The following is a 24,032-nucleotide window of genomic DNA, read 5'->3' as shown; positions in this document are numbered from 1 at the left end:
AGCGGTTTTTGTTATTATACTTACAAACGTCTGCATCTGGAGGTTTCAGAATGAAGTTTCGCTCGTTAGCACCGCTGGCCATTATTCTACTCAGTTTTAGCGCCAATGCAAAAGTCTTCCGCAATGCTTATATCTCTTTTGAACTTCCAGATACGTGGAAGTGCAATCTGGAACAAACGGAATGGGTTTGCCGTAGCGAACAAACCAAAGAATCCAAAGAAGCTATCATCATTTTAACAGCTAAAGAAGTGGGCCCAACTGACAGTTATCCACTTTATCAAGCCCACTTGGACTCCCCGATCTCTGTGACTTTTAAGGGCGGCGGCGGAACAGTTTCCAAAGTGGTTTACAAAAGTAAGCAGGAAAATATCAACGATCAAATGTGGGTTGATTCCCTGCACATGAACTCAGAAGTTCCAAACTACTTCACACGCTATGTGGCAACGATCAAAAACAAGATCGCGATCCTGGTAACTTTCTCCGCGCACAAACAATATTACACGAAATACAGTCAGGATTTCTTTAAGGCCATTCAGAGTTTGCGAGTGATCGCGTCTCCAACGCTGGGTAACGGAAATAATCCAGGCCAAGTACGCCCGGGTAGCGAAACTTTCGGTTACGGATCAGGTCAAGGTATGCCGGGAGATATGTACCAAGAACAAAGCACCGGTGGGAAAAGCAACAAGATGTTGATGTTACTGGGAGCACTGGTACTGGCAGTTTTGGGAGCAGTCATCTTTATCCGCTCCAAGAAAAACAAACGCAAATAGTTCTAAACATTAAAACGAAAAAAGAAAAAGCCCACTCCTCGGGAGTGGGCTTTTTTATTTCTTCTTTGTGCTAATTCCTATTTCGCCATTCTTACAATTTCAGGCTTATAGTCTTTAAATTGTGGAATGATCGAATCATTTCCGTAAACGATCACCTTAAACTTTGTCGGATCCACGTGGCGCTTCATCGCCGCATTCGTGTCCTTTTGCTTAAGCTTATTAACGTTCGAAATATAGTCCGTCAGATAGTCATAGGAAATATTATAATAGTCCAAAACCAGCAGATTGTAAGCCAAACGGTCGGACGTTTCGATAGCGCGAGGGAACTGCCCTACCAACTGGTTACGTGCCGCCACGGATTCCTGTTCTGTTGCTCCACCTTCGACATACTCTTTTACGACTTTCAAAGTTTCATCCAAAGCTTTCGCCGCGGTTTCATTTTTAGTGAAGGTCGAGATATCAAAACTTCCGCGATCTTTTCTGGCGTCAAAGCCTGAATAAATCGAATAAGTCAGCCCCAAGTCGTCGCGAACTTTTTGATTTAAGCGGCTGCCGAAACTTCCACCCAAGGATTCATTTGCCATGCGCAGCGGAATAAAATCTTTATCCTTACGCTCGATCCCCACTTGCGAAACGCGGATTTGTGTTTGCTGCAAGCCTTTCTTAACGATGAGTTTCACTTTCAAATCATCAATTACAGGGGCCGGTGTTGCTGTCAGAGCAGGAATCGTCCTCTTAGTCCATTTCCCCATGGTTTCCTGGATTTGCTTTTCGAATTCATCGTCGAACTGTCCAACCACTGCCATCGTCGCATTGTTAGGGCGATAGAATGTCAGATAGTGCTTGATGATGTCTTGCTTACGAAGGGCGCGTAAACCCTCCTGAGTTCCGCTGGTGTCACGACCATAAGGATGATCACCATATAGAAACTTATCCATCTGCTCGTCTGCAAACGCGGAAGGATTATCAATTTTCTTCTGCAAGCTTGCCAGGATTTGCGAACGCAGACGATTGATCTCGATATCTTTAAAGGCTGGATTCATCAAAACATCTGAAAACAACTGCAATAACTGTGTCGAATTGCTGGTCAGGGCATCCGCATAGACCGTGGTCACATCATATCCCGGGCCCACATCCAATGACGTACCCATTTGACCAAATTCGTCTGCGATCTTCATCGCATCACGGGTCTGAGTACCCTGCTCTAACAGATAAGCTGTCATCGCATTCAGACCTGCGAGATCTTTTGGTTCTTGCATATTTCCGGTCTTAAATAAAACCGTCAGACTTAAGCGTGGCAGACTGTTGTCGCGAACATAAATAATTTTAAGTCCGTTTTCCAAAACCACTTCTTTGTAGGGCATCAGTTTAAATGTCCCGGCACTGCGCGGAGCTGAGTACCCGGCTGCTGTTTGCTCGGAGCCTCCGGTTTTCGACTTTTTACCGGCACAAGAAGCCAAGGCCACACAAACAAAAGGCAGTGTCAGGGTTTGAGCTAATTTATTCATTTGCAGCTCCTTTTTTCGGCTCTAGAACAATGATGGAGCGCTGAGTTTGATTCGTGTATTTTTCGCTAACGCGTTTGATATCATCCGCTGTGACGGCTTGATATTTTTCCATATCTTTAAAAAGATTGTCATAGCTGCCGGTCAAAATCTCATTCACTGCCAAGGCGCGCGCTTTACCGTCCATCGTTTTTAGACTGTCGACCAATTCCTTGATGACTTGAGTTTTGGCTTTTTGCAGTTCCAGATCAGAAACTTTGGTATTTCTGATTTTCCACAACTCATTGTAGATGATATCCAGGGATTCTTTATAATCCATTCCCGGCTTCATCATCACACCTGTTGCATAAACACCCGCTTCTTTCATTGCATAGTTAAATGCATACGTCGAAGTTGCGACTTGTTTTTGGTAAACCAGGCGTTTGTACAAACGAGAGGAAGTTCCATTCCCTAAAATGTTTGCAGCTAAATCCAAAGCGTACATATCAGGCTCCCCTTGAGCCGGGCTTTGGAAAGCCACGATAAAGGAGCTGTTCTGCACGTCTTTGCGAACCACGGCATTTTGTTGAACCGTTTGCGGTCTTTCCTTAGGGTATTCGCGACGAGGAAGGGGACGATACTCCAAAGCACCGTAATATTTTTCAATTAACGATTTCACTTTCGGAGTGTCAAAGTCACCGACTAAAACCAGGATGGCGTTGTTTGGAACATAGTAAGTATTATAGAAAAAGCGCAGTTTTTCACTATCGTATTTTTCAATGTCTTTCATGTATCCAATCACCGGCCAGTGATAGGCATTGGTTTTAAACACTGTACCCATCATCGTCTCGCGCACGACACCCATGGGATTATTGTCGACGCGCCAGCGGCGTTCTTCTTTGACGACTTCTTTTTCGCTTTTAAGATCTTCAGGTTTCAAAGCGAGCGCACTCATGCGATCGACTTCCATATCCATCACCAACTCTAATTTATCGCTGGGAAGATTTTGATAAAAGCCCGTGTAATCATTCGTCGTAAAGGCGTTATTTGAAATTCCGTTTTCATGAAAAATACGATCAAACGCTTTGCCATCATATTTTTTGGCACCCTTGAACATCATGTGCTCAAGCATGTGCGCGGCTCCCGTCACTCCCGGAGTTTCATCACGAGATCCCACGCGGTACCAGGTATGGTAACTCACCATCGGAACCGAGTGATCTTCCACCAACAAGACCGTCAGTCCGTTTTTCAATTGGAATTTTGTGACTGGAAGACTGAGCTTTAAACCTTCATTACCTGTCCATCCTTTGATGGCACCGATGACTTCAGGTTTTGCGGGTTGATTTGGAGTGGGATCGACGGCATGTGCAGAGCTCGTAAAAATGCAGGCCCCTGCCACAAGCAAAGTAGAAATCCGTTTCATAGCTGCTTCTTTCCTTGGAGTAATTTCTATCGATTTAAGTTTGGGCTGGTCTAAACGCGATGACAACTACTTGCAATGCTTTAAGACTTAAGACAGTACCGACCTTCGCCAAGGCTACGGCCAGCAGGCCGTTGTAGGAGCACAAAAAAAGCTCTGAGTTTCTCAGAGCTTTTTGGGAAATTATATTATGTGGCTTTTACGAAGACTGATTATTGAACGACGAAGTCAGAGAAGAAAACGTCTTTCACGACGCCCTTGTGAAGGATGCCGTTTACTTCCATGGCGATTTTGTCTTTAAGAAACAATTTGCCTTGGATGCTTTCGAGGTCATTAAAGCCCTCTTCATTCAGGATACGAACGATTTTATCACGCGCCTTGGCGCGATTTTCCGGCTCCATGACTTCTTCGAAACCATCTTTGCCCAACATCTGAAGATTCACTTCCAGGCGGATCGTTCTTTTGGGTTCGCCTTCCAAATTCACAGTGAATTTGTCCATAGTGAACACCATTGGGGCCAATTCAGTTTCCCCCGTAGACGCCAATTCCCTCTGAGCAGATTCCTCGCTAATAACAGGGCTTTCCCACCCTATAGTCGAGGCAAATACCATATAAGCGCCGCCACCCATCACTGCCAAATTGATCACTGCAAACAGGATTTGCAGAATCATACCTGTGTTCTTGGGCTTTGCTGGAGCTTGTCCCTGTTGACTCTCTGCCATGTAAACCTCTCACTTCCTTAAAGCTATCGGTGTAACAGTCCTAGGTCTTAACAGTGGGGACTTCAAATTTTCTTAAGGGATTTCCGACATTTCGTCTAACGTTTAGACAATTTCATTCTGAGGCTTGACAAAAATCACCAATCTTCCGAAATAATATATTATGAGAATTTTGCTCTCTGGCTCCCTAATATTACTATCGTGTTTGCCTGTGAAGGCGGAATCTGTATCATCTGCACCGTCTCAACTTGAGGCGACCGATTTGCTACCAGCACCGCTGCTGCAGATCTCGGAGACAGAGGCCTTTTCTAAATTCGTTTTCTTGGTCGACAAAGAAAAACGCAAATTGTCTGTTTTCGAACGCAATGGCGAACAAATCAAAAAAGTTGAAGAGTTCCCTGCTGACATCGGTAAAAACGGTGGCAATAAAACAAAGCGTGATGATGCCAGAACTCCGGAAGGTATCTACTTCCTGGAAAAGCGCCTAACTCAACCAGAAATTCCATTCAACCTTTATGGTGGTCTGGCATTTACCACGAATTATCCAAATTTATTCGATAAGCGCGAAAACAAAACAGGTTCTGGCATCTGGCTTCATGCGATCCCCGACACGGTGCCATTGACTCGCGGTTCCCGTGGTTGCGTGGTGGTTCGTAATGAAGTTATTAAAAAACTTGCTGACTACGTTAAGTTGAATGAAACACCGATCTTGATTTTCGATCATGTTAGTTATGTTCAAAAAGACGAGCACGAAAAACGCCGCGTGGCTTTGAACAACTTCATCGAAGGTTGGAGACAATCTTGGGAAGCTCAAGATATCGACAAGTATATGAGCTACTATGATGCTGACTTTAAAGCTCCGGGCTTTAACTTCGCTTCCTGGAAAACTCACAAGTCCAACTTAAAAAAACAGTACGAGTTCATCAAAGTTCACCTTTCCCAGCCTTACATCGTTGCTCACAACGAGCAGTTGTTGGTGAAAACGCTGCAACGCTATGAATCTGACAAGCACATCGATTATGGTGTGAAAACGATCTACGCTGTGAAAGCGGGCGACACTTATAAAATCATTCGTGAAGAATGGGCTCCGTTTAATTCCAAAGCTGTGACTTCTGCGATCGCTCGCGAGAACTCTATGACAGCTCAAGCTGGCAACATCCAGCAAACTCAGTAATCTTAAGGGGCGATAAATGACGAAAAAATCGCCCTCCGCCGTTGCGACTTCGCACGTCCAAGACTTTCTTGCAGACCTAAAACTGCTTTCAAATCTGCCAACTTCCAAAAAATTGCAAAAGATCACATTGGATGAGTATCCCTTGGATGCGCAGCTATTGCATTCAAGTGCCCTGTACCGCGCCAGCCGGGAAATGTATTTGGAATTGGGTGGAGTCTTTGAAGCCAAAGTTTGCTCAACGATGCGCTCCCTGAGTGCTCAAGACCTGTTTGCTGACGTGATTCAATACTCCCCGTCTTGGTCAGAACTTTTGTGGTTTCGAGATCACTCTCACGAACTAGCTGACCCTGACAAGGAACTGGAAGCCTTAGGGCGCTTCAATGAAATCTCCCTGTATCACGAACAAAATCACCGCGTGCTGTGGCGCTTGCTGCCACCGGCACCGAAAGACGCCACGGGGTTTCGCCGTTATTTGAATTTTGCAGAAAGCCTGGTGGTGGTTTTGGATCTGGCCTTGGGAGACGAGCTGGGTAAAAAGCTTTCCCCGATTTACGAAGATCTGAAAGTGATTTACCGTTCGGGTGGCGAGCACTCTTATCACACCAAAGATCTGGCTACTTACCGTAAGTACTTGTTGGCGATGGTGTGCGCGACTTACTGCACTCTGGAACTGGTTAATCCTGAAGACATCGTCAAAGTTGTCGACTATGTTTTTCCAGGACAAAAGAAAATGAACAAGGATGCCACCGAGCGCAGCCTGGAAATCAATGAGCTCTTCACTCGCGTGACAAATCCCCAGTGGCAAGAACGTTACTGGAAGGAAGCGCAAAAGAAGCTTGCGAAAATTCACAAGCCTTCGAAGGAAGGCGTTTTTGATCTCGCCTCTGACCCGTTGGATTTGGAAGCGGAATTTCAAATCGCCTTAAGAGTTTTTGAGTACTACGGTCTATAAGAATAAAAAAAGCAGCCCTTGAGAGGCTGCTTTTTTATTTTTATGAACCGTTTACTGGCCGATAAATCTTTTGCACTCAGAAATGCTATTGAAAGTTTCTGTGCCGGTTTGTACAGAGCCGTTGTTCATATTCAAGCTCAATGCAACATACGGGTTACGCCCGTCAGCATCTCTGGAAACACACATAACAATATTGTTATTGCGGTCTGGTCTTAGATTTCTAAGAGTTTCCAAACAATCTGTTTTAGTCATAACTGTTTTGGAAATGCGAACAGCTTGGCCGCCGTTAAGCATCGCTAGCAAAGTTGGCTCTCTGCCGTCGTTGTCGCGAGAAGTACAGATCAAACCTTTGTAGCCGATATAGCGGATGGAGTTCATCGCTTGCTCACAACTAGGCAATGTATCGTAAGTGATCTGCAAGCGAGTTACGTTGATGCCTTCACGGACTGCTAAAGAGTAAGGAGCACGACCATCATTATCACGAGACACACATGTATAGCGTGCATCTCCACCACCACCCGGGCCCTCAAGATCGCCGTCCAAAATACGACGGATAGAATCCAGATTTTTATTGATCTGTTCTCTTTGAGATTGCGACAAATCGTGACCACGGTAACGAAGCTCCATTGCAATACGATCTGCTTTTTCCGCGATACGATCGCCCGGCGCCGCGACAGCAGCAACTGAAAGCAAACAACCCATTACCAATACTGAAAGTGATTTCATAAGCACATCCTTTAAATGAATTAAAAATTCTCATACCGAATGAGGCTTTATCACGATTTATGCCAAACAGATCGGAGCCGGAATGGCTCTATTTGGTTTTAAACTGTTGCGGAGGAGGCAACAGGCAGCATTTATCCGTGTGTCCACGGACTGGTCGGTCAAAAAAGACATAAAAAAAGCAGACTTTTGGGGGCTGCTTTTCAGATTCAAACTTGTCGAAAAATCTTAGTGAGATTCTTCGTTAGAAGTTGAAGATTTACCGTCGATCGTGAATTTCTCAACGTTATGAGCAAGGTCAGGAAGCTGTTCAAGGTGCTTTTGCAATTCATCCTTTTTAAGCTCACCAGAGTTAACCTTAGCTTCAGTCATTCTAGTATCCCATTTAAGATTTTTGTTAGCTTCAGCCAAAGACATCGCGTGCTCCTTTAAGATAGATAATCGCCCTAATTTATAGCGAACTCCGCCCGCCTTGTCCAGAGGCAGCCCCTAAAAACTAAAAGGGCCCTTACAGGCCCTTTCTTTAATTCCAATACTTTGGTGGTTTGTCGCTCTTCTTCTCGTTATCAACGACTAAACGAAGGTTTCGGCCCTTGTTTTTGGCCTTCTTTTTGAAATCCTGGCGTACAAACCACGCTTTTATTTGAAGAGTAATGAATCCGGCTACGATACCGCCCAAATGGGCCAAGTAAGCCACTTCCCCACCCGTGACGCCAGATGTCATCATGGAGGCAAACTGAACCAAGCCCATCAAGGCGACGAACCATTTGTTCTTCATTGGGAAGAGCATAAAGAAGTAAACGATGCGCTCGCCAAAGATGATCCCTTGAGCCAGCAAGAGACCAAAGATCGCGCCCGAAGCACCAACCACTGGAACGATCAAGCCCGTTTCCGAACCCGTCGCCAAAGCCCATCCCCAAACACCTACGCAATAAAGAATCGCAGCACCGATGCCTGAAGCGAAATAATAAGTCAGGAAGAACTTCGTACCCCAGCGCTGCTCAAGCTCGGCACCAAAGAACCACAGCATCAGCATGTTGAACAGAATGTGCGTGACCTGCAAAGAGTGCACGAACATATAAGTAAATAGCTGCCAGATCTCGAAATTGAAAAGAACTTTACCCGGGTAAAGCGCCAAGTACGGCGTGATAGGAATCTTAGCGAATCCCTCCACCATGACTTGCAGAAGGAACCAAATCGCCACATTGATGATCAGCAACCACTTCACCGCAGGAGTCATGGGAGCTGTTTGAAAACTTACGCCTCTATTCATATCTTTTTAAAATACTCCAAAAACTTCTCATAGGTCTGCTCGAGACTTTCAACCAAGACCTTGGTCTCAGCAATCAACGGAAAGAAATTAAGATCCCCCGCCCAGCGCGGAATCATATGGTAGTGAAGATGCTCGGGAATCCCCGCACCCGCTACCGCCCCATGATTAAGTCCCAGATTAATTCCACCGGGTTCATAAATCGAGTTGATAGCTGCCATCGTATGACGAATCGTATTTTGCACGTCAGTGAATTCTGCATCACTGAGCTTTAACAAATCCCCGCAGTGACGAAGTGGCAAAACCAAAACATGGCCACTGTTATATGGGAACTTATTCAGAACCACCATGGAGTGCTTAGATTTGTAAACACACAAAGTATCAAAGGACGCTTCGTGTTTCGCGGCATTACAGAAAACGCAACCCTCAGGCTTAATCAACTTACGCACGTATTTCATGCGGTCTGGACGGAACAGAACATCTCTTTCCATCGGCCAGACATTTTGATTAATACAAATCGCAGCCTTTTCAGCGGAAGAACTTAGCTTCTTGCCTGTTTTTTGAGGCGTCGACTTTTTTGTCGCTGCTTTTTTAGCTGAAGACTTTTTTTGCGCTTTCTTTTTTGCCATCAACTACTCCCAGTAGCCTGGCATCATGTACAAAGGCTGGTTCAAGTATTTTGCACGAAGCAGGTACTTCACCGCACCTTCAACATTCACTCCCGGAGTAATGCCAGCAGCTACCGCCGCTTTGCCTTTAAGAAGGTCTGCATAATCCCCCAGGGAATTCATATCGTCTTCAGATTCTTTGTCGCCGAAATCAAAGATGCTCATTTTCTTTTTAGGAACTTCAAAGACATCATAGTCTTTACCAAGTTTCGCCATATCGGCAGCAAGCTTGATAGCATCATCCAAGAAACCCTCTTGATCCGCAAAACCTGTTTTCACGGCAAAGGCACCTGTGAAAACACGACCGTCAGCGTACTCAGATACGACTTCTTCTTTAAGCTTGCGCTCCTTTGCCACAGTCCCTTTGAACTGCGCATAGACTTCGTTGATCATGTTTTGGAAAAGCTCTTTTTCATCAGCCCGCATGCCACGGTACTCAGCACCTGAATCTTTAAATTTTCCAGATGTGATAGAGTAGCGGGAAACTTTGGCCCAATCGTAAAGCTTTTCAAGATTCGCGAATTCCATGATCACACCGATAGAGCCTACCAAGGCACCTGGAGCCACAACAATCTTGTCACATGCAACGGCTGAGTAGTAAGCACCAGAAGCCATCACTCCGGTCGTCACGCAAACCACGGGTTTTTTAAGCTCTTCACGAACTTGCTTGATATGGTGATAGATTTCTTGAGAAGGACCAACCGATCCACCTGGAGAGTTGATGTTGATCACGATCGCTTTTACGCGATTGTCGTCAGAATATTTTTTTAGATTTTTAAGAAAGCGTTTACCGTTCAGGATCACGCCATTCATTTCAAGTTGCAGGATGGTGTTCTTAGCCGTCAGCTTTTTTTCTTGTTCACCGAACATTCCGGATCCTGCTTTAAGGACAGCGCCGATACCGATGAAAACCAAAATAATGATAATGAGTTTTTTGAAGAAACCTGACTTCTGCGCCACGCTGCTGACTCCTGCTGAAATAAAAAAAGGGGAACCTTGGTAGGCTCCCCTTTTTCGACATTTCAGTCAATTACGCCAAGCGTCTGATTCACTCCGGCTCGCGCCGGAGTAGCTACATACTCCGACTCGCGTCGGAGTATGTGACACCCCGGTTCACACCGGAGGAGTCAGACTATTGCTTGCCGTCAGTCTTCATGTTTTTCAACTGGTCAGCGAACAAGTCACCGAAAGTTGATTTAGAAGTTGCTGTTGCTTTCTTAACATAGTCATCAACGTCAGCTTTTGACTCACGAAGTTTAACTAGTTTCGCAGACAAACCGATCTTACGAGCGTCTTTGTCGATAGAGATAACTTCAGCTTTTACAGATTGACCTGGCTTAATGAAGTCTTCAACAGAGTTGATTTTGTCTGTTGTAAGTTCAGAAATGTGGATCAAACCTTCGATATCAGACTCAAGCTCAACGAAAGCACCAAAATCAGCTGTTTTAGTTACTTTAACGTCGTGTTGTGTACCGATAGCGTATTTGTTTTCGATGTTAGCCCAAGGATCAGATTCAAGTTGTTTGATACCCAAAGAGAATCTTTCGTTTTCGATGTCTACACCTAGAACAACTGCGCGTACTTTAGCACCTTTAGCGAACATTTCGCTTGGGTGATTTACACGTTTAGTCCAAGAGAAGTCAGAGATGTGAACTAGGCCGTCAATACCTTCTTCGATGCCGATGAAGATACCGAAGTCAGTAACAGATTTAACTTCGCCTTCGATGATTGTACCTGGAGCGTAAGACTCTTTAAGTTCAATCCAAGGATTTTGTTGAAGCTGTTTCATGCCCAAAGAAATGCGGCGGTTTTCAGTGTCAACTTCAAGAACTACTACTTCTACTTCGTCACCAACGTTAACGATTTGAGAAGGGTGTTTTACACGTTTAGTCCAAGACATTTCAGAAACGTGGATTAGGCCTTCAATGCCTTCGCCAAGCTCAATGAATGCACCGTATTCTGCCAAAGAAACAACTTTACCTTTAAGCTTAGTGCCTGCTGGGTAAGAAGCTTTAACAGTTTCCCAAGGATCGTTGTGCAACTGTTTCATGCCCAAAGATACGCGTTCTTTTTCTTTGTCGTATTTAAGAACTTTAACTTGGATTTCATCGCCAACATTCAACATTTCAGAAGGGTGTTTTACACGGCCCCATGACATGTCTGTGATGTGCAACAAACCGTCCATGCCACCAAGGTCAATGAACGCACCGTAGTCAGTGATATTTTTAACGATACCAGTAACAACAGAACCTTCTGCCATAGTGTCAAGAGTTTGTGAACGCAAGCTGTCGCGTTCTTCTTCAAGAAGCGCACGGCGAGAAAGAACGATGTTGCCACGCTTTTTGTTGAATTTGATAACTTTGAATTTGAACTTTTTGCCCAAGTAAACGTCCATGTTGCGAACCGGACGTAGATCGATTTGAGATCCAGGCAAGAATGCTTTAACGCCGATATCAACGCTCAAGCCGCCTTTAACTTTAGCAACAACAGTACCTTCGATAACTTCTTCGTTTTCTGCTGCTTTAGAGATATCAGTCCATGCACGTAGCATGTCTGCTTTATCTTTAGAAAGAACGATCATACCGTTTTCGTTTTCGATACGGTCGATAAGAACTTCTACTTTGTCTCCAGCTTTTACTTCACGAACGCCGTCAACAATACGGAATTCATTGATAGCAATCAAACCTTCAGACTTGTAGTTGATGTCCACTAGAACGTAGTCAGATTGAACTTCTACTACAGTACCAGTAACAACGTCGCCAACTTTGAAATCTTGCTCTTTCATGGACGCTTCGAATAGAGAATCGAATTCGCCTTTGTCAGACTTTTTTGCACCATAGATGCCAGGATTAGCAGCGACTTTAGAATCTTCTGCATCCAAGAAAGCTAGCACTTTCTGTTTTTCAAGTTCGGCCTTGTTAAGTTGTTTTGTCATATCGTTTTTTAAATACCTCCACGTAGTAAAGCCTCTAGGACCTTACCCGTACCTTTCTTCGCTCTTTGGCGAACCAATGGTGTAGCGAGCTAAGGGGGCGGAAGTCAAAGGTTTTGCGCGGTTCGTTAGCCTTTTCAAAGTGGTGACAATTGTAAGCTAACAGCAGCCCTTACCTACCCCGTGCTTTCCCACCTTATCTCGAACATATTTGATCTGAGAGCGTGGGAGGCCCGATGAGAGCGCTATTCATTCTTTTTATAATTTCGCTTGCGGGAACGTATTGTTTCGCAGGACCCCAATACAGAGGCCAAATTTCCTCGGCCCTGCGGTTTATTGAGCACTATCAGACCACGGGGGAGGAAGGTTATGACCCCGGACAATGGGTGGCGCGAGTCACCTCTTACCTACCCTCGAATGTAGGAGTGGGAAAATTTAATCACCCTTATGAAGAACCCACCGCTTTTGTCGCGGCCTCGGTCGCCAATGTTTTGGCAGAGATTTATTTTCTAGCACCGGAATATGATTCCATTCCGCCGATGATTGAAAAAACTGTGGCGGGATTTAAAAATTATTATTGGGATCAGCTTTTTAACTTTTATCCACCCACAACTTACCGAGGCGTGAAAGTTCGTCAGCCGCGTTACATGTACCTGGCTCCCCGCTTTAAGGGCTTTGCCAATATTCCGCCCGATGCAGACACCACGTCGATTTCATACACGACTTTGCAGTATCGACATAAAATTCACCAGGGCGAGCACAGTTATCAACCTTTGCCTGATTCAGTGATGGAAGCCTTCTCGTCGGCGCGGGATATGAATCGCAAGCCGCATATTTACAATGCGGGACAAGGACAGAAAAACACCGGCGCCTTTTTAACCTGGCTTTGGGATGACATGGATCCCAAAATGCCGCGCAATCTTTTTGCCCGGCCGAACAACGGGACGCGCGTGCCTTTCAACCGCAATGATGTGGACTGCGTGGTGAATGCGAATGTTTTAAAAATGCTGACCATGGCGAAACGCACCGACGGGCCTGGATACAAAGCGGCCTGCAATCACTTAAACCGGATGGCGATCAAAAAAGATTTCTTTTACTGCGGGATGTATTATCCCAGCCGCTATGTTCTACCCTACACCATGGCGGAAATTATTCACCAAGGTGGAAGTTGCCTGGAGCCCTCTCGCGATAATCTGATTGCGTTTCTTTTGAAAAAACAAAAACGCAACGGCGGTTGGAAAAACAAATACATGAGTCGTCCTGATCGCATTCAGTCCACCGCCTGGGCACTCAGTGCCTTGGCGCAATTAGGTGATCCTGAAAACCCCCGACACCGTGAGGCGGTTCGCGATGGCGCTGATTATTTGTCCGGAATGAGCACCAAAGACAGAAATGGTTTTGTGTATTGGCCAGGTGAAGTTTATTTTGCGGCGACTTTTGTCGCTCGGTATCCGGTGGTGTGGAGATCATCTGCGTATACGACAGCTGTGGCGGCTAAAGCTCTTTTACTTGCGGAGAGATTTTAATGAACAACCGAAATGCCACCGCTCGATATGTGTTAACAAGTATTTGGTTCGCTTGCCTGGCGTTCTGCATCTTTTATCTTATCTTTGATGTGGACCCGTTAAAAATATGGCTGCTTTTCGGTTGTGCGTGCCTGGGAATTTTCGGTGCACAATTCTTTAAGCAGGACAGACATAACTTTGCGGCGGTTCTCGCTCAGTGTGTTTTAATGCTGGCCGGAATCACTATCACCCTTAACATTGCACCGGCGACTCTGGAAGCGAACATCACCCTCGCAATAGTTCCCCTAGTCCCGGTCGTTTTCCTGCGAAAGCTTAACTACTATCTGGTCATCGGAACTTTTATTGTTGCAGTCATAATCCTGATTGTGAGTGAGCTTGCTTTAACCCATCAGGCCCCGGTCTTGGTGCAAATTTATAACTTTCTGCTGAAGCTTGTGACCCAAACCATTGTGTTCGTTTTGACTTATGCCTTACGTGTCTTTCGCGATAAATTTCCTTCCGCTACGTGAAGTCTGGGATTCTCGAATTGCTGTTACACACCTTTGGCTTCTGCATTTTCTCAAAGAGGCGCCTATTGCATGATCTTGTCCTTACCCACTGGTAAATTAATTGTGACTCACAACAGTTATTTATATGGGAAAGGATATCCTATGAGTTCCTCTTTCTTTACTGTTTCCGATGGCACTAAAATTTTCTATAAAGACTGGGGCAAGGGACAACCCGTTTTGTTCTCTCACGGCTGGCCTCTAACAGCCGATGCGTGGGATGGACAAATGCTGGCCTTACTCAACGAAGGCTATCGCGTGATCGCTCATGATCGTCGCGGCCATGGGAGATCGTCTCAGACTTTCGAAGGCAATACGATGGATCAATATGCCGATGATTTGGCAGAATTGATTGATCACTTGGATCTGCAGGATTTAATTTTGGTGGGTCACTCCACGGGTGGCGGCGAAGTGGCTCGCTATATCGGTCGCCATGGTTCCACTCGTGTCGCCAAAGCTGTGCTTGTGGGAGCGGTGCCTCCATTGATGTTAAAAACTCCCCAGAATCCGGAAGGTCTACCGATTGAGGTTTTTGATGACATTCGTAAAGGTGTCACCGACAACCGCTCGCAGTTTTTCCTGGATCTTTCTAAAAAGTTTTATGGCTTCAACCGCATGATGCACAAAACTGTCGAAGGCACCTGTGACTCTTTTTGGTTGCAAGGAATGATGGGAGGAATCAAGGCGGAGTATGATTGCATCGAACAATTTTCTGAAACGGACTTCACTGAAGATCTTAAAAAAATGGACATCCCGACTTTGTTGATTCACGGAAGTGATGATCAGATTGTTCCTATTATTGCTTCATCTATCGAGGCCGTGAAGTTCATACCGAACGCGGAACTTAAAGTGTATGACGACGCTCCCCACGGACTTCCCCAAACCCATGCTGAAAGATTCAATGCGGATCTGCTGGAGTTTTTCGGTGCTGAATCTGAAATCACGGCGGGCCGAAATAAAGGTCGCTTGAGTGATCAGATCAGTTCGCAACACCACTAGCAGGATGGGGCTATCTTAATGAGATGGCCCCACCTTAAAGGTTCCTCCGTTGAATTTAATTCCTTACTTGTTTGAGAACTAGTCAGATTTGCAGCTTCCTACGGCATTTAAACTGAAGGTATTGCTTTATAACGGGCCTACATATTGCTTTGTGCTGTTTCCATGAAAAAAACAATGATCTCTTCTGTAAGTCTTTTTGTGGGTTTGGCGTTACTTAACGGATGTACTGCTTCATCAGAAAGTAAAGAAAACCTTGTTGGCGAGTGTATACCAGGCATCGTCGGTGGCTATTCGACATCCAAGTCCGATCCATTGTCTAAAAAGGTCGTCATGCTCATAGGAAGCACTGTCGATTCAGACGGAAATCCCGCAAGTTCTGTTTGCACTGGGACTCCAATCACTGACGATGTGATTTTAACTGCCGCCCATTGCGTAAAAGGCAATACGGAAATGAAGGCTTATTTCGTCACAGACGCAACCTGCTCTTCAGGCTTTAGACTTTCAAAAACTGGTGTCGCTGCAAGTTCTTTTGCTTATGATCATAACTATAGAGATTCCAAATATTCAGGAATCAAAAATGACGTGGCTTTGGTTCGCCTGAAATCTAAAATCCCCGCAGACTATGATATCAGCCAACTTTATATGGGTGATCAGCTAAGCTCTGATACAGTGACGTTGGTTGGTTACGGTAAAACCTCCGAAACAAAACAAGATTCTGCGTTTCTTCGCTCCAAATTGAAAAGCTATTCTCGCGACGTAAGAGTTTCCACTGAAACAGTAACGATTCAACAACAGGATGGTGGTCTTTGCTCGGGTGACTCTGGTGGACCTATCTTTGTTGAAGTAAACGGAGAAAAGCAGATTCTGGCTGTTACTTCCTATGTATCCAATATGACGGAAAGCACGATCTGCCACGGAACTGCGACCGGCATGTATTCCAAATCCATCCTTCCTTGGATTGAAAAGACTCTTCCGAGCCTTCAGTAAATCACATGTCTCATTTTGAGAAACACCGAGGGTGCTCACTCAGTTGACACCCCGGTGACAATCCTCCGATTCCTCCAAAACAGTTAACAAATGAGATGAGGTCACTCCAGGGTAACGTTGTGAAAACACTCGGAAGTTTCACAATGCCCACTGTGCCTGGTCCTTGCACTACCTTTTGGATATGGAAATCACTAGGCTTTACAAAAGAATTTTAGCAGGGACTCTATGTATCTCTTTATTGTCGGGTTTTACCGGCAAGGAAGAGTATGTAGAATTAAAAGGTATGCTAAACGGTCGCAGCTCGGGATCATTCACTCGTGGTGATAACAATATTGTGACGACATTAACACGCGGAACTCGTGGAGAAATTCTTGAAACCAAGAAGCTTCGTTCTGGTTCTTTCGGGATTAAAATCCGCGTATTGAATGGTCGATTCCAGGGCGACGAGATGTGGGTCTATCATAAAGACGGCGCATCTGATTTGAGCTTGTATGCAGAAATGCCAAGCAACTGGAATCAAGCCCGAAGCGCTTCCAGTGTTTCCACAGCCAAAGCGGCGCGTGTTGAAACCGACAAGCCAGCCATTGCAGATCCGGAAAGCACCAAAAAGAAATCGGCACGCACTGCTGAAGCAGTAGAAGCTGTGAATAAAGCGAATAAAGCTGTTAAAAAATCTAATTGCACCGCTTGCTCTGTGGCGGCAGCTGCCCCAACAACAGAAGGTCAACGTTCAACAATTGCTCCTGAAAGAACTCGTTATAGTTCTGGCGGCAAAGCTCTTGCGAAACGTACGATTCCTAATGCTTGTATGAAGATCATGAACACACAGGGTCGCCCAGGCTCTTTGGGGCAAAAGATGATCAGCTTGATGTCCCGTCCCGGTTATAAAGAGGACTTTACAAGTTCCAATGCTTTAGGAAAATTGTGCCCTCGTTTTAACTCTCTCAGTGATCAAAACAAGATGATGGCTTGGACATGGTTCTGGACCGCACTGGCTCGCGAGGAAAACGTGACGTGCAATGCTTCCACAGTGCATGGTGAAACTTATGTGGATCGCAGTGGTAGAACTCGTATCCTAAATCCAGATGTCGGTATCGGTCTTTGGACGATGGAAAAAAGTGCTGCTGTTCGTCGGGAAAATGCACGCGGACCGGAATGCAGCAACGTCGCAACTGCTGAAGGACAAGCCCGATGCGCGATTTCGATCATGCGTAAGGATTTGGTTGGTTCTAGCAATGCAACAAGTCCTGGTAGCTACTGGGGCCCTCTTCGTGGTAAACGTGTACAGAGACAAATGATGCCTCATATGGAAAGGTTCAGACTATGTTTTCAAAAGTAATCACTCTTCTTAGTCTTGCGGTCATTTCTTTTTCATCTGTTGCGCAAGCTGAAAGTATTCCCACTTTATCATTGGGGAAATACGAACTGACTTCCGGTGATGAAGAGTACTGCTCTGAGCTTGAAGTTAAAAAAAGCGATATTACCGACACCTATTTGAAAATTGGTAAGGACAGATTCTCTCTATCGAATAAGGAGTTCAAAGAGCCTTCTGATTTCGATACAAGCTGCGAAGATCATTTGATCTCCACTCGCGAAGACAATGACACTTCAACGAAGCTTACGAGAATAGTTAAAGAAGTTTGCAAAGGCAGTATCAAAAATTCTTCGTTGAAATCGGTGATCGTGACGGCACAAACTATCACGATCAACCAAAAGAAAGATCAAAAAGATCTTGGGACCTGTGTATTCACTAAAAAATAGTTATCTTGCGCAAGAAGCAAGATAGATCGAACGAGGCTTGGAGCCAGCCGCATTGAGAGTCAATGTGTCCTGGGCCAGGCCTTTTCCCGTTTTATAGTCGATATCAATCGACTGACGAGACAAAGTCATACCCATCTGACGTTTGGTACTTTCCAGCTTTAATCCAGAGTCGTCATTTTTTTGAATCACGTGGATGGAATCGACTTTGACATAAATCTGCGAAGACTTGGGTGATTGGCCTTCAAGGACCACGTCGCCGAACTCAGTCAGATTCACGGTATACGTTTCTTGAGGCTTCATGGAGGCGTTAACAGACCCCTTACAAGTTACCACCACATCTTTTTCAGCGTGAGCCAGGGAGCTCATAAGAAGCAATGCGGGTATTAATAGAATTTTCGTCATAAGGACCTCCGGGACAACCAATGCCACCTGAGATACAAATGCCGGGCCGAACACCAAATCGCATTCGTTTGAGTAGAATGCGATTCCCTTCCTTTTTAATGAAAAAAGGAAAGCCCCTGGCCTAAAACTGCACATTCGTGGAATTACGGTGATTGAGTTTCAACACGGATAACATATTAGCGAATGCCACAAGTTCCTCTTTCGGCAATATATCCTCATGGCAAAAAGCTTGGGTGGTATTGATAAATTAAAAAAAGCTGCGGAGAAGTGCCGTGACTGCGATTTGTATAAATACGCGACTCAAGTTGTTTTCGGAGAAGGCAGTGCCAAGGCCTCATTGATTATCGTGGGCGAACAGCCGGGCAACGAAGAGGATCTGCAAGGTGAGCCCTTCGTGGGACCTGCGGGGGCGATGCTAAAAAAATGCCTGGAGGCTGCGGGTGTGCCTCTGGCAGAAGTTTATCTCACGAACGCGGTTAAGCATTTCAAATTTAAACAAGCAGCACCGGGAAAACGTCGCATCCACGATAAGCCCAATGCCATGCAAATAAATGCCTGCCATCATTGGTTGGAAGACGAAATCTCCGTGATTCATCCGAAAGTGATTTTAGCTTTAGGTGTAACTGCGGGGAAAAGTGTTTTAGGAAGGAATCCAAAAATCTCCACTGAACGCGGAAAAGATCTTGCAGAGTCAGATGACTCCCCGTCAATTTACGTGAGCTGGCATCCCTCGGCGATTTTGCGCAACCCTGATCGCGAACGAGCCGATCAACTCCGCCACGAGCTGATCAAAGATTTAAAAATGATCTGGAAGAAAATTTCTGCAACCGAACGCTAGAAAATTGTTTTATGCGAGGCACGCCAAGGAGGCGTACTCCTGTACGCCGACGAGAAGCAACTGCTTGCGTTAGATTTTAGTTTTTACGAAGGCTTCGACTTTGTCGACGACTTGATTCAGATCCAACTCTGTTGAATCCAATTCGAAAGCATCTGCAGGCACAGTCATGGGCGCCACTTTGCGAGTGGAATCCTGATGGTCGCGTTGCTTTTGAGCTTTGGCCATGTCGCCTTCATCAAGACCCAATTCAGTCGCACGACGAGCAGCTCGGTGTGCGCTGGAAGCTGTCAGGTAAACTTTTGCTTCAGCTGTGGGGAAAACCACAGTTCCGCAATCGCGGCCCTCGGCCACCAAACCGTCTTCGCCTTTGCTGCAGTTACGTTGCGCATCTAAAAGAGCTTTACGAACTTCAGGGTAATGGCTGACTTTGGAAGCAAAGTTACCCACGTCTTCGTGAGCAATAGCATCTGTGACATCTTCATTTTGAAAATAAACCCGCGTGCGATCTGGTTCTAGGCGAACACTCCAGATAGGATTGTGAGTTAACTCGGACAACGCTTGCACGTCATCAAGGTTCACTTTCAATTGAATAGCAGCATAGGCAAGTCCACGATAGAAGGCACCTGTAGAAACCCATTTCCAGCCAAGACGGCGGGCAAGTTCACGGCTTACTGAAGATTTACCAGATGCCGCAGGTCCATCGATCGTTACAACTAATCCCATTTCCACTCCAAAATCCTATCTACACCAGCACTTAAAATTCTTTAAACTGTCGGAATTGGCGTCCCCGCCAAGACAGGAATTTCTTTCAGCACTTCTTTCAAAGCTGCGATAGCTGCTTCGTTTTCATGCTCCAAACCGACACTCAAGCGCATATGCGTTTTGAAACCATAGTTCAAAACAGGTCGCATGATGATCCCACGACGAAGCAAAGCTTCATTGACTTTCACCGCGTCACGAAGTGTGTCAAACATGACGAAGTTACCTTGGGAATGAATGTACGGCAGGCCTAATTCTTCTAATTTCTTGTAGAAGTAATCAAGCCCTTTCCAGCAAATTTGCTGCGAGCGTTGTAGGAATTCTTTATCCTGCAGAGCCGCATTTGCTGCGACTTGCGCTAAATCGTTGACATTAAAAGGCTTGCGCACGCGGTTATAAACTTCAACCACCGTAGGTGGCGCAATCATAGCACCCACGCGGAAACCCGCCAGGCCATAGATTTTTGAGAAGGTGCGTAAAACGATAAGGTTGTTGTATTTGTTGATGTAATTTTGCGCCGATGCGTAGTCTTCAGCACGAACGAATTCGTTATAAGCCTCGTCGAATACGATCATCACATCATCACGGTTTCCAAGTCGGGCTAGGAAAGACTCCACCTGCTCTTTTGATGCATAGGTCCCCGTTGGATTGTTTGGATTCGAAATAAAGATCAAACGGATGTCTTTTTCCTGGTGGTGAGCCATGAAATAATCGGCAATCGCCTCCAAATCAAAGCAATAGCCTTCCGTCAAAGGAACCTTATGAAGAGCTGCACGGTTGGCGCCTGCGCTCACTTCATAGGCATTAAATGCCGCCACAGAGGTCAAAACACCCTGTTTTGGTTCGCAAAAAATGCGCGTTAACAAGTCGATCAGCTCATCACTGCCATTTCCAATCGCCAACTGCTGCTTAGGAAAGCCCCACTCGTTGGACATCGTCTGCAAAAGCTCATAATGTGAAGGATCTGGGTAAAGATTTTGGTGCTCCAGTGCCTTTTTAACCGCTTCCATCGCTTTTGGGCTTGGGCCCAAAGGGTTTTCGTTGCTGGCAAGCTTATAAACCTTAGACAATCCGTACTCGCGCTGAGTTTCTGAAATCGGTTTACCGGGTTTGTAAGGCACGAGGTTTAAAATTTCTGGAGAAATCTTCACGTAACAATCCTTTTCTTATGGGGACTTGTTTGCTATATCTGATCGCCTAGCTTTAACACATTCTAGTGCGATTTCAATAGAGAGCGTTTAAAAATGCAAAACAGTTTCATGTTCGGGGTAAGTGTTGGTGAATCCTTCGCAGAATACATTCTGTGGGATGGTTCTAAAACAATTGCTGCCAAACGCGCCTACCTGTCCCGCGAGAATTTAAAAAATTCTCTTCAACAATTTGTTTCTGCTCACAAAGATAAAGTGATCGCAAAAACCTTCGTGAGTTTAAGAATTTCTGACAGACTCATGGATTACAAACTTTCCGGCGCCGTGGCTCACGTGACGACCGAAGGTTTTGAAAATTGGCTGGAACTGCGTGGCTGTTCAGGTTCTGCTTTAACGTCTGAGGAGTTGCATTTTTCCGTTCGCGAAAGAATCCAGGCTTCAGGGCAAGTGATTCAACCCCTTGCAAACGAAGAACTTGAAAGCATCGCCGCAAAACTTGAATTGATGAAGATCAAAAAAGTGTGCCTGCACTTTTTGCATGCGACGATCAATCCCGCCCACGAAAAACAGGCGCAGGAATTTTTCCAATCGAAAAATATCGAAGTCTTTATCCCTGAAAAAACTGAAAATCAGGACGAAGTCACACGCTGGAGAAAAAATGCTCTGAACGCGACGATTTCCAGTCTGTTTCAGGATTTGAAAAAAGACCTTTTGGAAGCTTTGAAAGATGCCGTTACTGAAGACAAAGTTTACTTTGTTGGTGCTGAAGGCGAAGTTTTCCAAAATGAAAATCACAAACGCGTGGGCAGTCTTTTTGCTTCCTACAGCGCTTTGGGTTTTCAGTACCAAGACGCAAAAACCGACGTTTTGCATTTAGGCCTTGAAGATTTCGTTTTAATTTCTCCGCAATCCTGGAGTGAGATCTGGGAAAGTCCTTGGGGCAAAGTTGAAAACAGAAGCCTGAAAATCCGACAGTTGGCGGTGCAACCGACGCAAGGATTGGAACTGAATGATTTCAATCATTTCGATTTCAACCAACGTAACGAAGGTTGGGAGCCAGGACCGATGAGTTTTGGTCGCGGGCAAAAACCCACTTTGATGGATCTTTGGACTGAGAATGCAAAACTGGGCAAACTGGATGGTTTGCAGGATCGCATGGTTCCAGCGGGCATTCAAAAATTCAAAAACAGCCTTTTGACTTTGATTAAAGCCAGCTATGACCGCAACCTGGAAACAGCGGCCGTGATCAAAGAATTGCAAAGTCTGGGCATGCAAAAAATCGTGATGGAATCATTGATGCATCGTCAGAATAAAAAAGTCAAAGTTACGGGTCCTTTGGCGGATCTTTTCGCCAATGGTTTCAAAAAAGATCCGAATGCTTCTTTTGATAACGAAGATTTCGCAGAAGCCCGCGCGGTGATTGCCGTCGGCACCAAGGCTGCCTTCAGCAAATCCGACACGAAGGCAAAGGTTTAAGCTATGTCTTATCAAATCGAACTTTTTCACTCTTTGCTTTCTGATTTTCTTCAAGGTGAATCAGCGCTTTTAACCAACGAAGGCGATGTCTTGTTACTTCGCGGAAACAATCCTGTTTCTTACGACACTCTGGTGAAAGCGGCTCGCACGGTTACCAAATATTTGAAATTGAACGAAGGCGATATTGCGCTTCTGAACGATCCTTACAGCGGCGGAACGACTTTAGATGAAATCACTTTCATCATGGCCGTTTCTGAAGATCTGGTATGGGTCACGCGCCGTCCTTTGGGTAAGTATCTGAAGCTGGTAAAAAGTGTCGAGGAAGAAGGCTTGCGTATTCCGCCCACTCCCCTGCGCCAAAAAGGCCAGTTGAACGAAATGATCCTGGGAGCGATGAGTGCGCACCCGGCTTGCCCTCCCCAATTCACGGAGTGGATCAAATCTCAATGTGCGGATTTGATTGTTGCGGCTCAACGCCTGCATGACACAATCGAAGGCACCGGACTTTCAGTCACTGGTGATTTGATTGAAGAGTACGTGAAACTTTCCAAAAAAATGGCTGTGCAAAGAATTTCTGAAAAGGCTTCGGGCGAAACACGCGTGGATGTGGTTTTGGACAGCGGCGAATTGCTGCGTGTGAAATTGGAAATTCAAGACGGTAAAGTCGCGATTGATTTCGGGGGCACATCGGCTGCCAAGACTTTACATCTGACGGAATCTGCGACGTATGGAGTTTGCTTCCATGCGATCAGCAAGTTCTATGGTTTTAAAAATTACGCTAATTCCGGCTCCTTTTCAGTTCTGCAAGTGACAAAACCTGCGGGCTGCTGGTTGATGGCAAAATATCCGGCTTCTACTTTAAAGGGTATGACCTGCGGAGTGGCCGCTGTACAAACTGCGATCGATCTGGCTTTGACTTTCATTCATAGCAAACATGAAAAAGCATTGAACGCTTACACTCCGGTGATGTTGCAGTTGAATCATGGTGATTCCAAAGCGTACCTGAATATTGAAGGTGGCGAAGGTGCGACGGCGGAACACGATGGGCAAAACGCCCACATCGAAGGTCTTTCGATTGAAACTTTGGAACGTCGTTTTCCGGTGCGTGTGCAACGCATGGATCGCAGAAATTCCACAGGTGGAAAAGGCAAACATTCCGGCGGTCGCGGTTTGATTTTCAAAATGGAAGCGTTGGAAGATATCGAAGTTTCGTGGTTAACGGACATGACATTACACCGCCCTCGCTTACCCAAAACATGTTCTCACGGTGATGCCGCAGAAGTGATGCTGGAACATGGTGAAAGCTCCAAGAACCTGCCTGTATCCGGTCAACAAAAAATCCTGAAGGGTGAGGTCCTAAGTCTGTGTTCAGGCACAGGCGGAGGCTATGGTCGCGCGGAAACAAAAGTCGTGGTAGAATAGTTGCACTCCGACTTTGTCGGAGTATTCCAGGTATTTGCTTTAGTCACAGGAGGTTCT

Annotated in this window: 24 protein-coding genes; 12 read left to right on the top strand and 12 right to left on the bottom strand. The window is 45.5% G+C overall.

Annotated elements, in window-relative coordinates; translation table 11 throughout:
* The first annotated feature begins 50 nt into the window (after positions 1-50).
* Entirely contained in the window at positions 51-770 is a 720-nt protein-coding gene (locus ACLSU7_RS16900; RefSeq protein ID WP_413293069.1) for an LPXTG cell wall anchor domain-containing protein, read from the top strand.
* A 77-nt stretch (positions 771-847) separates the two neighbouring features.
* On the opposite strand, the gene ACLSU7_RS16895 is transcribed toward ACLSU7_RS16900, so the two are convergent.
* From ACLSU7_RS16895 to fliL, 3 genes are all read right to left on the bottom strand, one after another.
* Positions 848-2,278 (bottom strand): M16 family metallopeptidase, encoded by a 1,431-nt coding sequence (locus ACLSU7_RS16895; protein WP_413293068.1) that lies wholly within the window; start codon positions 2,276-2,278, stop codon positions 848-850.
* Positions 2,271-3,677 (bottom strand): M16 family metallopeptidase, encoded by a 1,407-nt coding sequence (locus ACLSU7_RS16890; protein WP_413293067.1) that lies wholly within the window; start codon positions 3,675-3,677, stop codon positions 2,271-2,273. The genes ACLSU7_RS16895 and ACLSU7_RS16890 overlap by 8 nt, the downstream gene beginning before the upstream one ends.
* A 209-nt stretch (positions 3,678-3,886) precedes the next feature.
* Positions 3,887-4,396, bottom strand: a complete 510-nt coding sequence (fliL, locus tag ACLSU7_RS16885; protein WP_181604825.1) for a flagellar basal body-associated protein FliL — start codon at positions 4,394-4,396, stop codon at positions 3,887-3,889.
* Between the two features lie 208 nt (positions 4,397-4,604).
* Between fliL and ACLSU7_RS16880 the strand changes: the two genes are divergently transcribed.
* Both ACLSU7_RS16880 and ACLSU7_RS16875 read left to right on the top strand, forming a co-directional pair.
* Positions 4,605-5,567, top strand: coding sequence for a L,D-transpeptidase family protein (locus ACLSU7_RS16880; protein WP_413293066.1), 963 nt, complete (start codon positions 4,605-4,607; stop codon positions 5,565-5,567).
* 16 nt (positions 5,568-5,583) lie between these two features.
* Positions 5,584-6,519 (top strand): hypothetical protein, encoded by a 936-nt coding sequence (locus ACLSU7_RS16875; protein WP_413293065.1) that lies wholly within the window; start codon positions 5,584-5,586, stop codon positions 6,517-6,519.
* Between the two features lie 51 nt (positions 6,520-6,570).
* Here the strand turns inward: ACLSU7_RS16875 and ACLSU7_RS16870 are convergent, their stop codons facing one another.
* The 6 genes from ACLSU7_RS16870 to ACLSU7_RS16845 all read right to left on the bottom strand — a co-directional run bounded on the left by ACLSU7_RS16870 (position 6,571) and on the right by ACLSU7_RS16845 (position 12,115).
* Complete coding sequence (locus tag ACLSU7_RS16870; RefSeq protein WP_413293064.1) at positions 6,571-7,245, bottom strand: hypothetical protein; 675 nt, start codon at positions 7,243-7,245, stop codon at positions 6,571-6,573.
* 225 nt (positions 7,246-7,470) lie between these two features.
* Positions 7,471-7,659: a hypothetical protein gene (locus ACLSU7_RS16865; RefSeq protein ID WP_142701115.1), complete on the bottom strand. Its 189-nt coding sequence runs from the start codon at positions 7,657-7,659 to the stop codon at positions 7,471-7,473.
* A 106-nt stretch (positions 7,660-7,765) separates the two neighbouring features.
* Entirely contained in the window at positions 7,766-8,515 is a 750-nt protein-coding gene (locus ACLSU7_RS16860) for a rhomboid family intramembrane serine protease (RefSeq protein WP_413293063.1), read from the bottom strand.
* The gene (locus ACLSU7_RS16855) at positions 8,512-9,141 is read right to left on the bottom strand and encodes an HIT family protein (RefSeq protein WP_413293062.1); all 630 of its coding nucleotides are present in this window, start codon (positions 9,139-9,141) and stop codon (positions 8,512-8,514) included. The genes ACLSU7_RS16860 and ACLSU7_RS16855 overlap by 4 nt, the downstream gene beginning before the upstream one ends.
* 3 nt (positions 9,142-9,144) lie before the next feature.
* Positions 9,145-10,140, bottom strand: a complete 996-nt coding sequence (sppA, locus tag ACLSU7_RS16850) for a signal peptide peptidase SppA (protein WP_413293061.1) — start codon at positions 10,138-10,140, stop codon at positions 9,145-9,147.
* Between the two features lie 172 nt (positions 10,141-10,312).
* On the bottom strand, positions 10,313-12,115 hold the full coding sequence (locus ACLSU7_RS16845) for a 30S ribosomal protein S1 (RefSeq protein WP_181604829.1): 1,803 nt from the start codon (positions 12,113-12,115) through the stop codon (positions 10,313-10,315).
* A 422-nt stretch (positions 12,116-12,537) separates the two neighbouring features.
* On the opposite strand from ACLSU7_RS16845, the gene ACLSU7_RS16840 reads away from it, so the two are divergent.
* The 6 genes from ACLSU7_RS16840 to ACLSU7_RS16815 all read left to right on the top strand — a co-directional run bounded on the left by ACLSU7_RS16840 (position 12,538) and on the right by ACLSU7_RS16815 (position 17,930).
* Positions 12,538-13,638 (top strand): hypothetical protein, encoded by a 1,101-nt coding sequence (locus tag ACLSU7_RS16840; protein ID WP_413293060.1) that lies wholly within the window; start codon positions 12,538-12,540, stop codon positions 13,636-13,638.
* Positions 13,638-14,147, top strand: a complete 510-nt coding sequence (locus tag ACLSU7_RS16835; RefSeq protein ID WP_413293059.1) for a hypothetical protein — start codon at positions 13,638-13,640, stop codon at positions 14,145-14,147. The genes ACLSU7_RS16840 and ACLSU7_RS16835 overlap by 1 nt, the downstream gene beginning before the upstream one ends.
* Positions 14,148-14,288: 141 nt before the next feature.
* Entirely contained in the window at positions 14,289-15,182 is an 894-nt protein-coding gene (locus ACLSU7_RS16830; protein ID WP_413293058.1) for an alpha/beta fold hydrolase, read from the top strand.
* Between the two features lie 162 nt (positions 15,183-15,344).
* Complete coding sequence (locus tag ACLSU7_RS16825) at positions 15,345-16,169, top strand: S1 family peptidase (protein WP_413293057.1); 825 nt, start codon at positions 15,345-15,347, stop codon at positions 16,167-16,169.
* Between the two features lie 181 nt (positions 16,170-16,350).
* A complete protein-coding gene (locus ACLSU7_RS16820) occupies positions 16,351-17,508 on the top strand; it encodes a hypothetical protein (RefSeq protein ID WP_413293056.1) in 1,158 nt (385 codons plus the stop codon).
* Complete coding sequence (locus ACLSU7_RS16815; protein WP_413293055.1) at positions 17,493-17,930, top strand: hypothetical protein; 438 nt, start codon at positions 17,493-17,495, stop codon at positions 17,928-17,930. The genes ACLSU7_RS16820 and ACLSU7_RS16815 overlap by 16 nt, the downstream gene beginning before the upstream one ends.
* On the opposite strand, the gene ACLSU7_RS16810 is transcribed toward ACLSU7_RS16815, so the two are convergent.
* Positions 17,931-18,332: a hypothetical protein gene (locus tag ACLSU7_RS16810; RefSeq protein WP_413293054.1), complete on the bottom strand. Its 402-nt coding sequence runs from the start codon at positions 18,330-18,332 to the stop codon at positions 17,931-17,933. It abuts the gene before it with no gap.
* Between the two features lie 217 nt (positions 18,333-18,549).
* On the opposite strand from ACLSU7_RS16810, the gene ACLSU7_RS16805 reads away from it, so the two are divergent.
* On the top strand, positions 18,550-19,170 hold the full coding sequence (locus tag ACLSU7_RS16805; protein WP_413293053.1) for a UdgX family uracil-DNA binding protein: 621 nt from the start codon (positions 18,550-18,552) through the stop codon (positions 19,168-19,170).
* 69 nt (positions 19,171-19,239) lie between these two features.
* On the opposite strand, the gene cmk is transcribed toward ACLSU7_RS16805, so the two are convergent.
* Positions 19,240-19,893, bottom strand: coding sequence for a (d)CMP kinase (gene cmk, locus ACLSU7_RS16800; protein ID WP_413293052.1), 654 nt, complete (start codon positions 19,891-19,893; stop codon positions 19,240-19,242).
* 41 nt (positions 19,894-19,934) lie between these two features.
* Complete coding sequence (gene hisC, locus ACLSU7_RS16795; protein ID WP_413293051.1) at positions 19,935-21,080, bottom strand: histidinol-phosphate transaminase; 1,146 nt, start codon at positions 21,078-21,080, stop codon at positions 19,935-19,937.
* Between the two features lie 93 nt (positions 21,081-21,173).
* Here hisC and ACLSU7_RS16790 point away from each other — a divergent pair, with 93 nt between their 5' ends.
* Both ACLSU7_RS16790 and ACLSU7_RS16785 read left to right on the top strand, forming a co-directional pair.
* On the top strand, positions 21,174-22,553 hold the full coding sequence (locus tag ACLSU7_RS16790) for a hydantoinase/oxoprolinase N-terminal domain-containing protein (RefSeq protein ID WP_413293050.1): 1,380 nt from the start codon (positions 21,174-21,176) through the stop codon (positions 22,551-22,553).
* A 3-nt stretch (positions 22,554-22,556) separates the two neighbouring features.
* Positions 22,557-23,975, top strand: coding sequence for a hydantoinase B/oxoprolinase family protein (locus tag ACLSU7_RS16785; protein WP_413293049.1), 1,419 nt, complete (start codon positions 22,557-22,559; stop codon positions 23,973-23,975).
* Positions 23,976-24,032 lie beyond the last annotated feature (57 nt).

This window comes from Bdellovibrio sp. HCB185ZH (genome assembly GCF_047302455.1).
Classification (GTDB): Bacteria; Bdellovibrionota; Bdellovibrionia; order Bdellovibrionales; family Bdellovibrionaceae; genus Bdellovibrio.
Note: the sequence above shows the minus strand (reverse complement) of the source record. Positions and strands in the feature narration are given on the sequence as shown.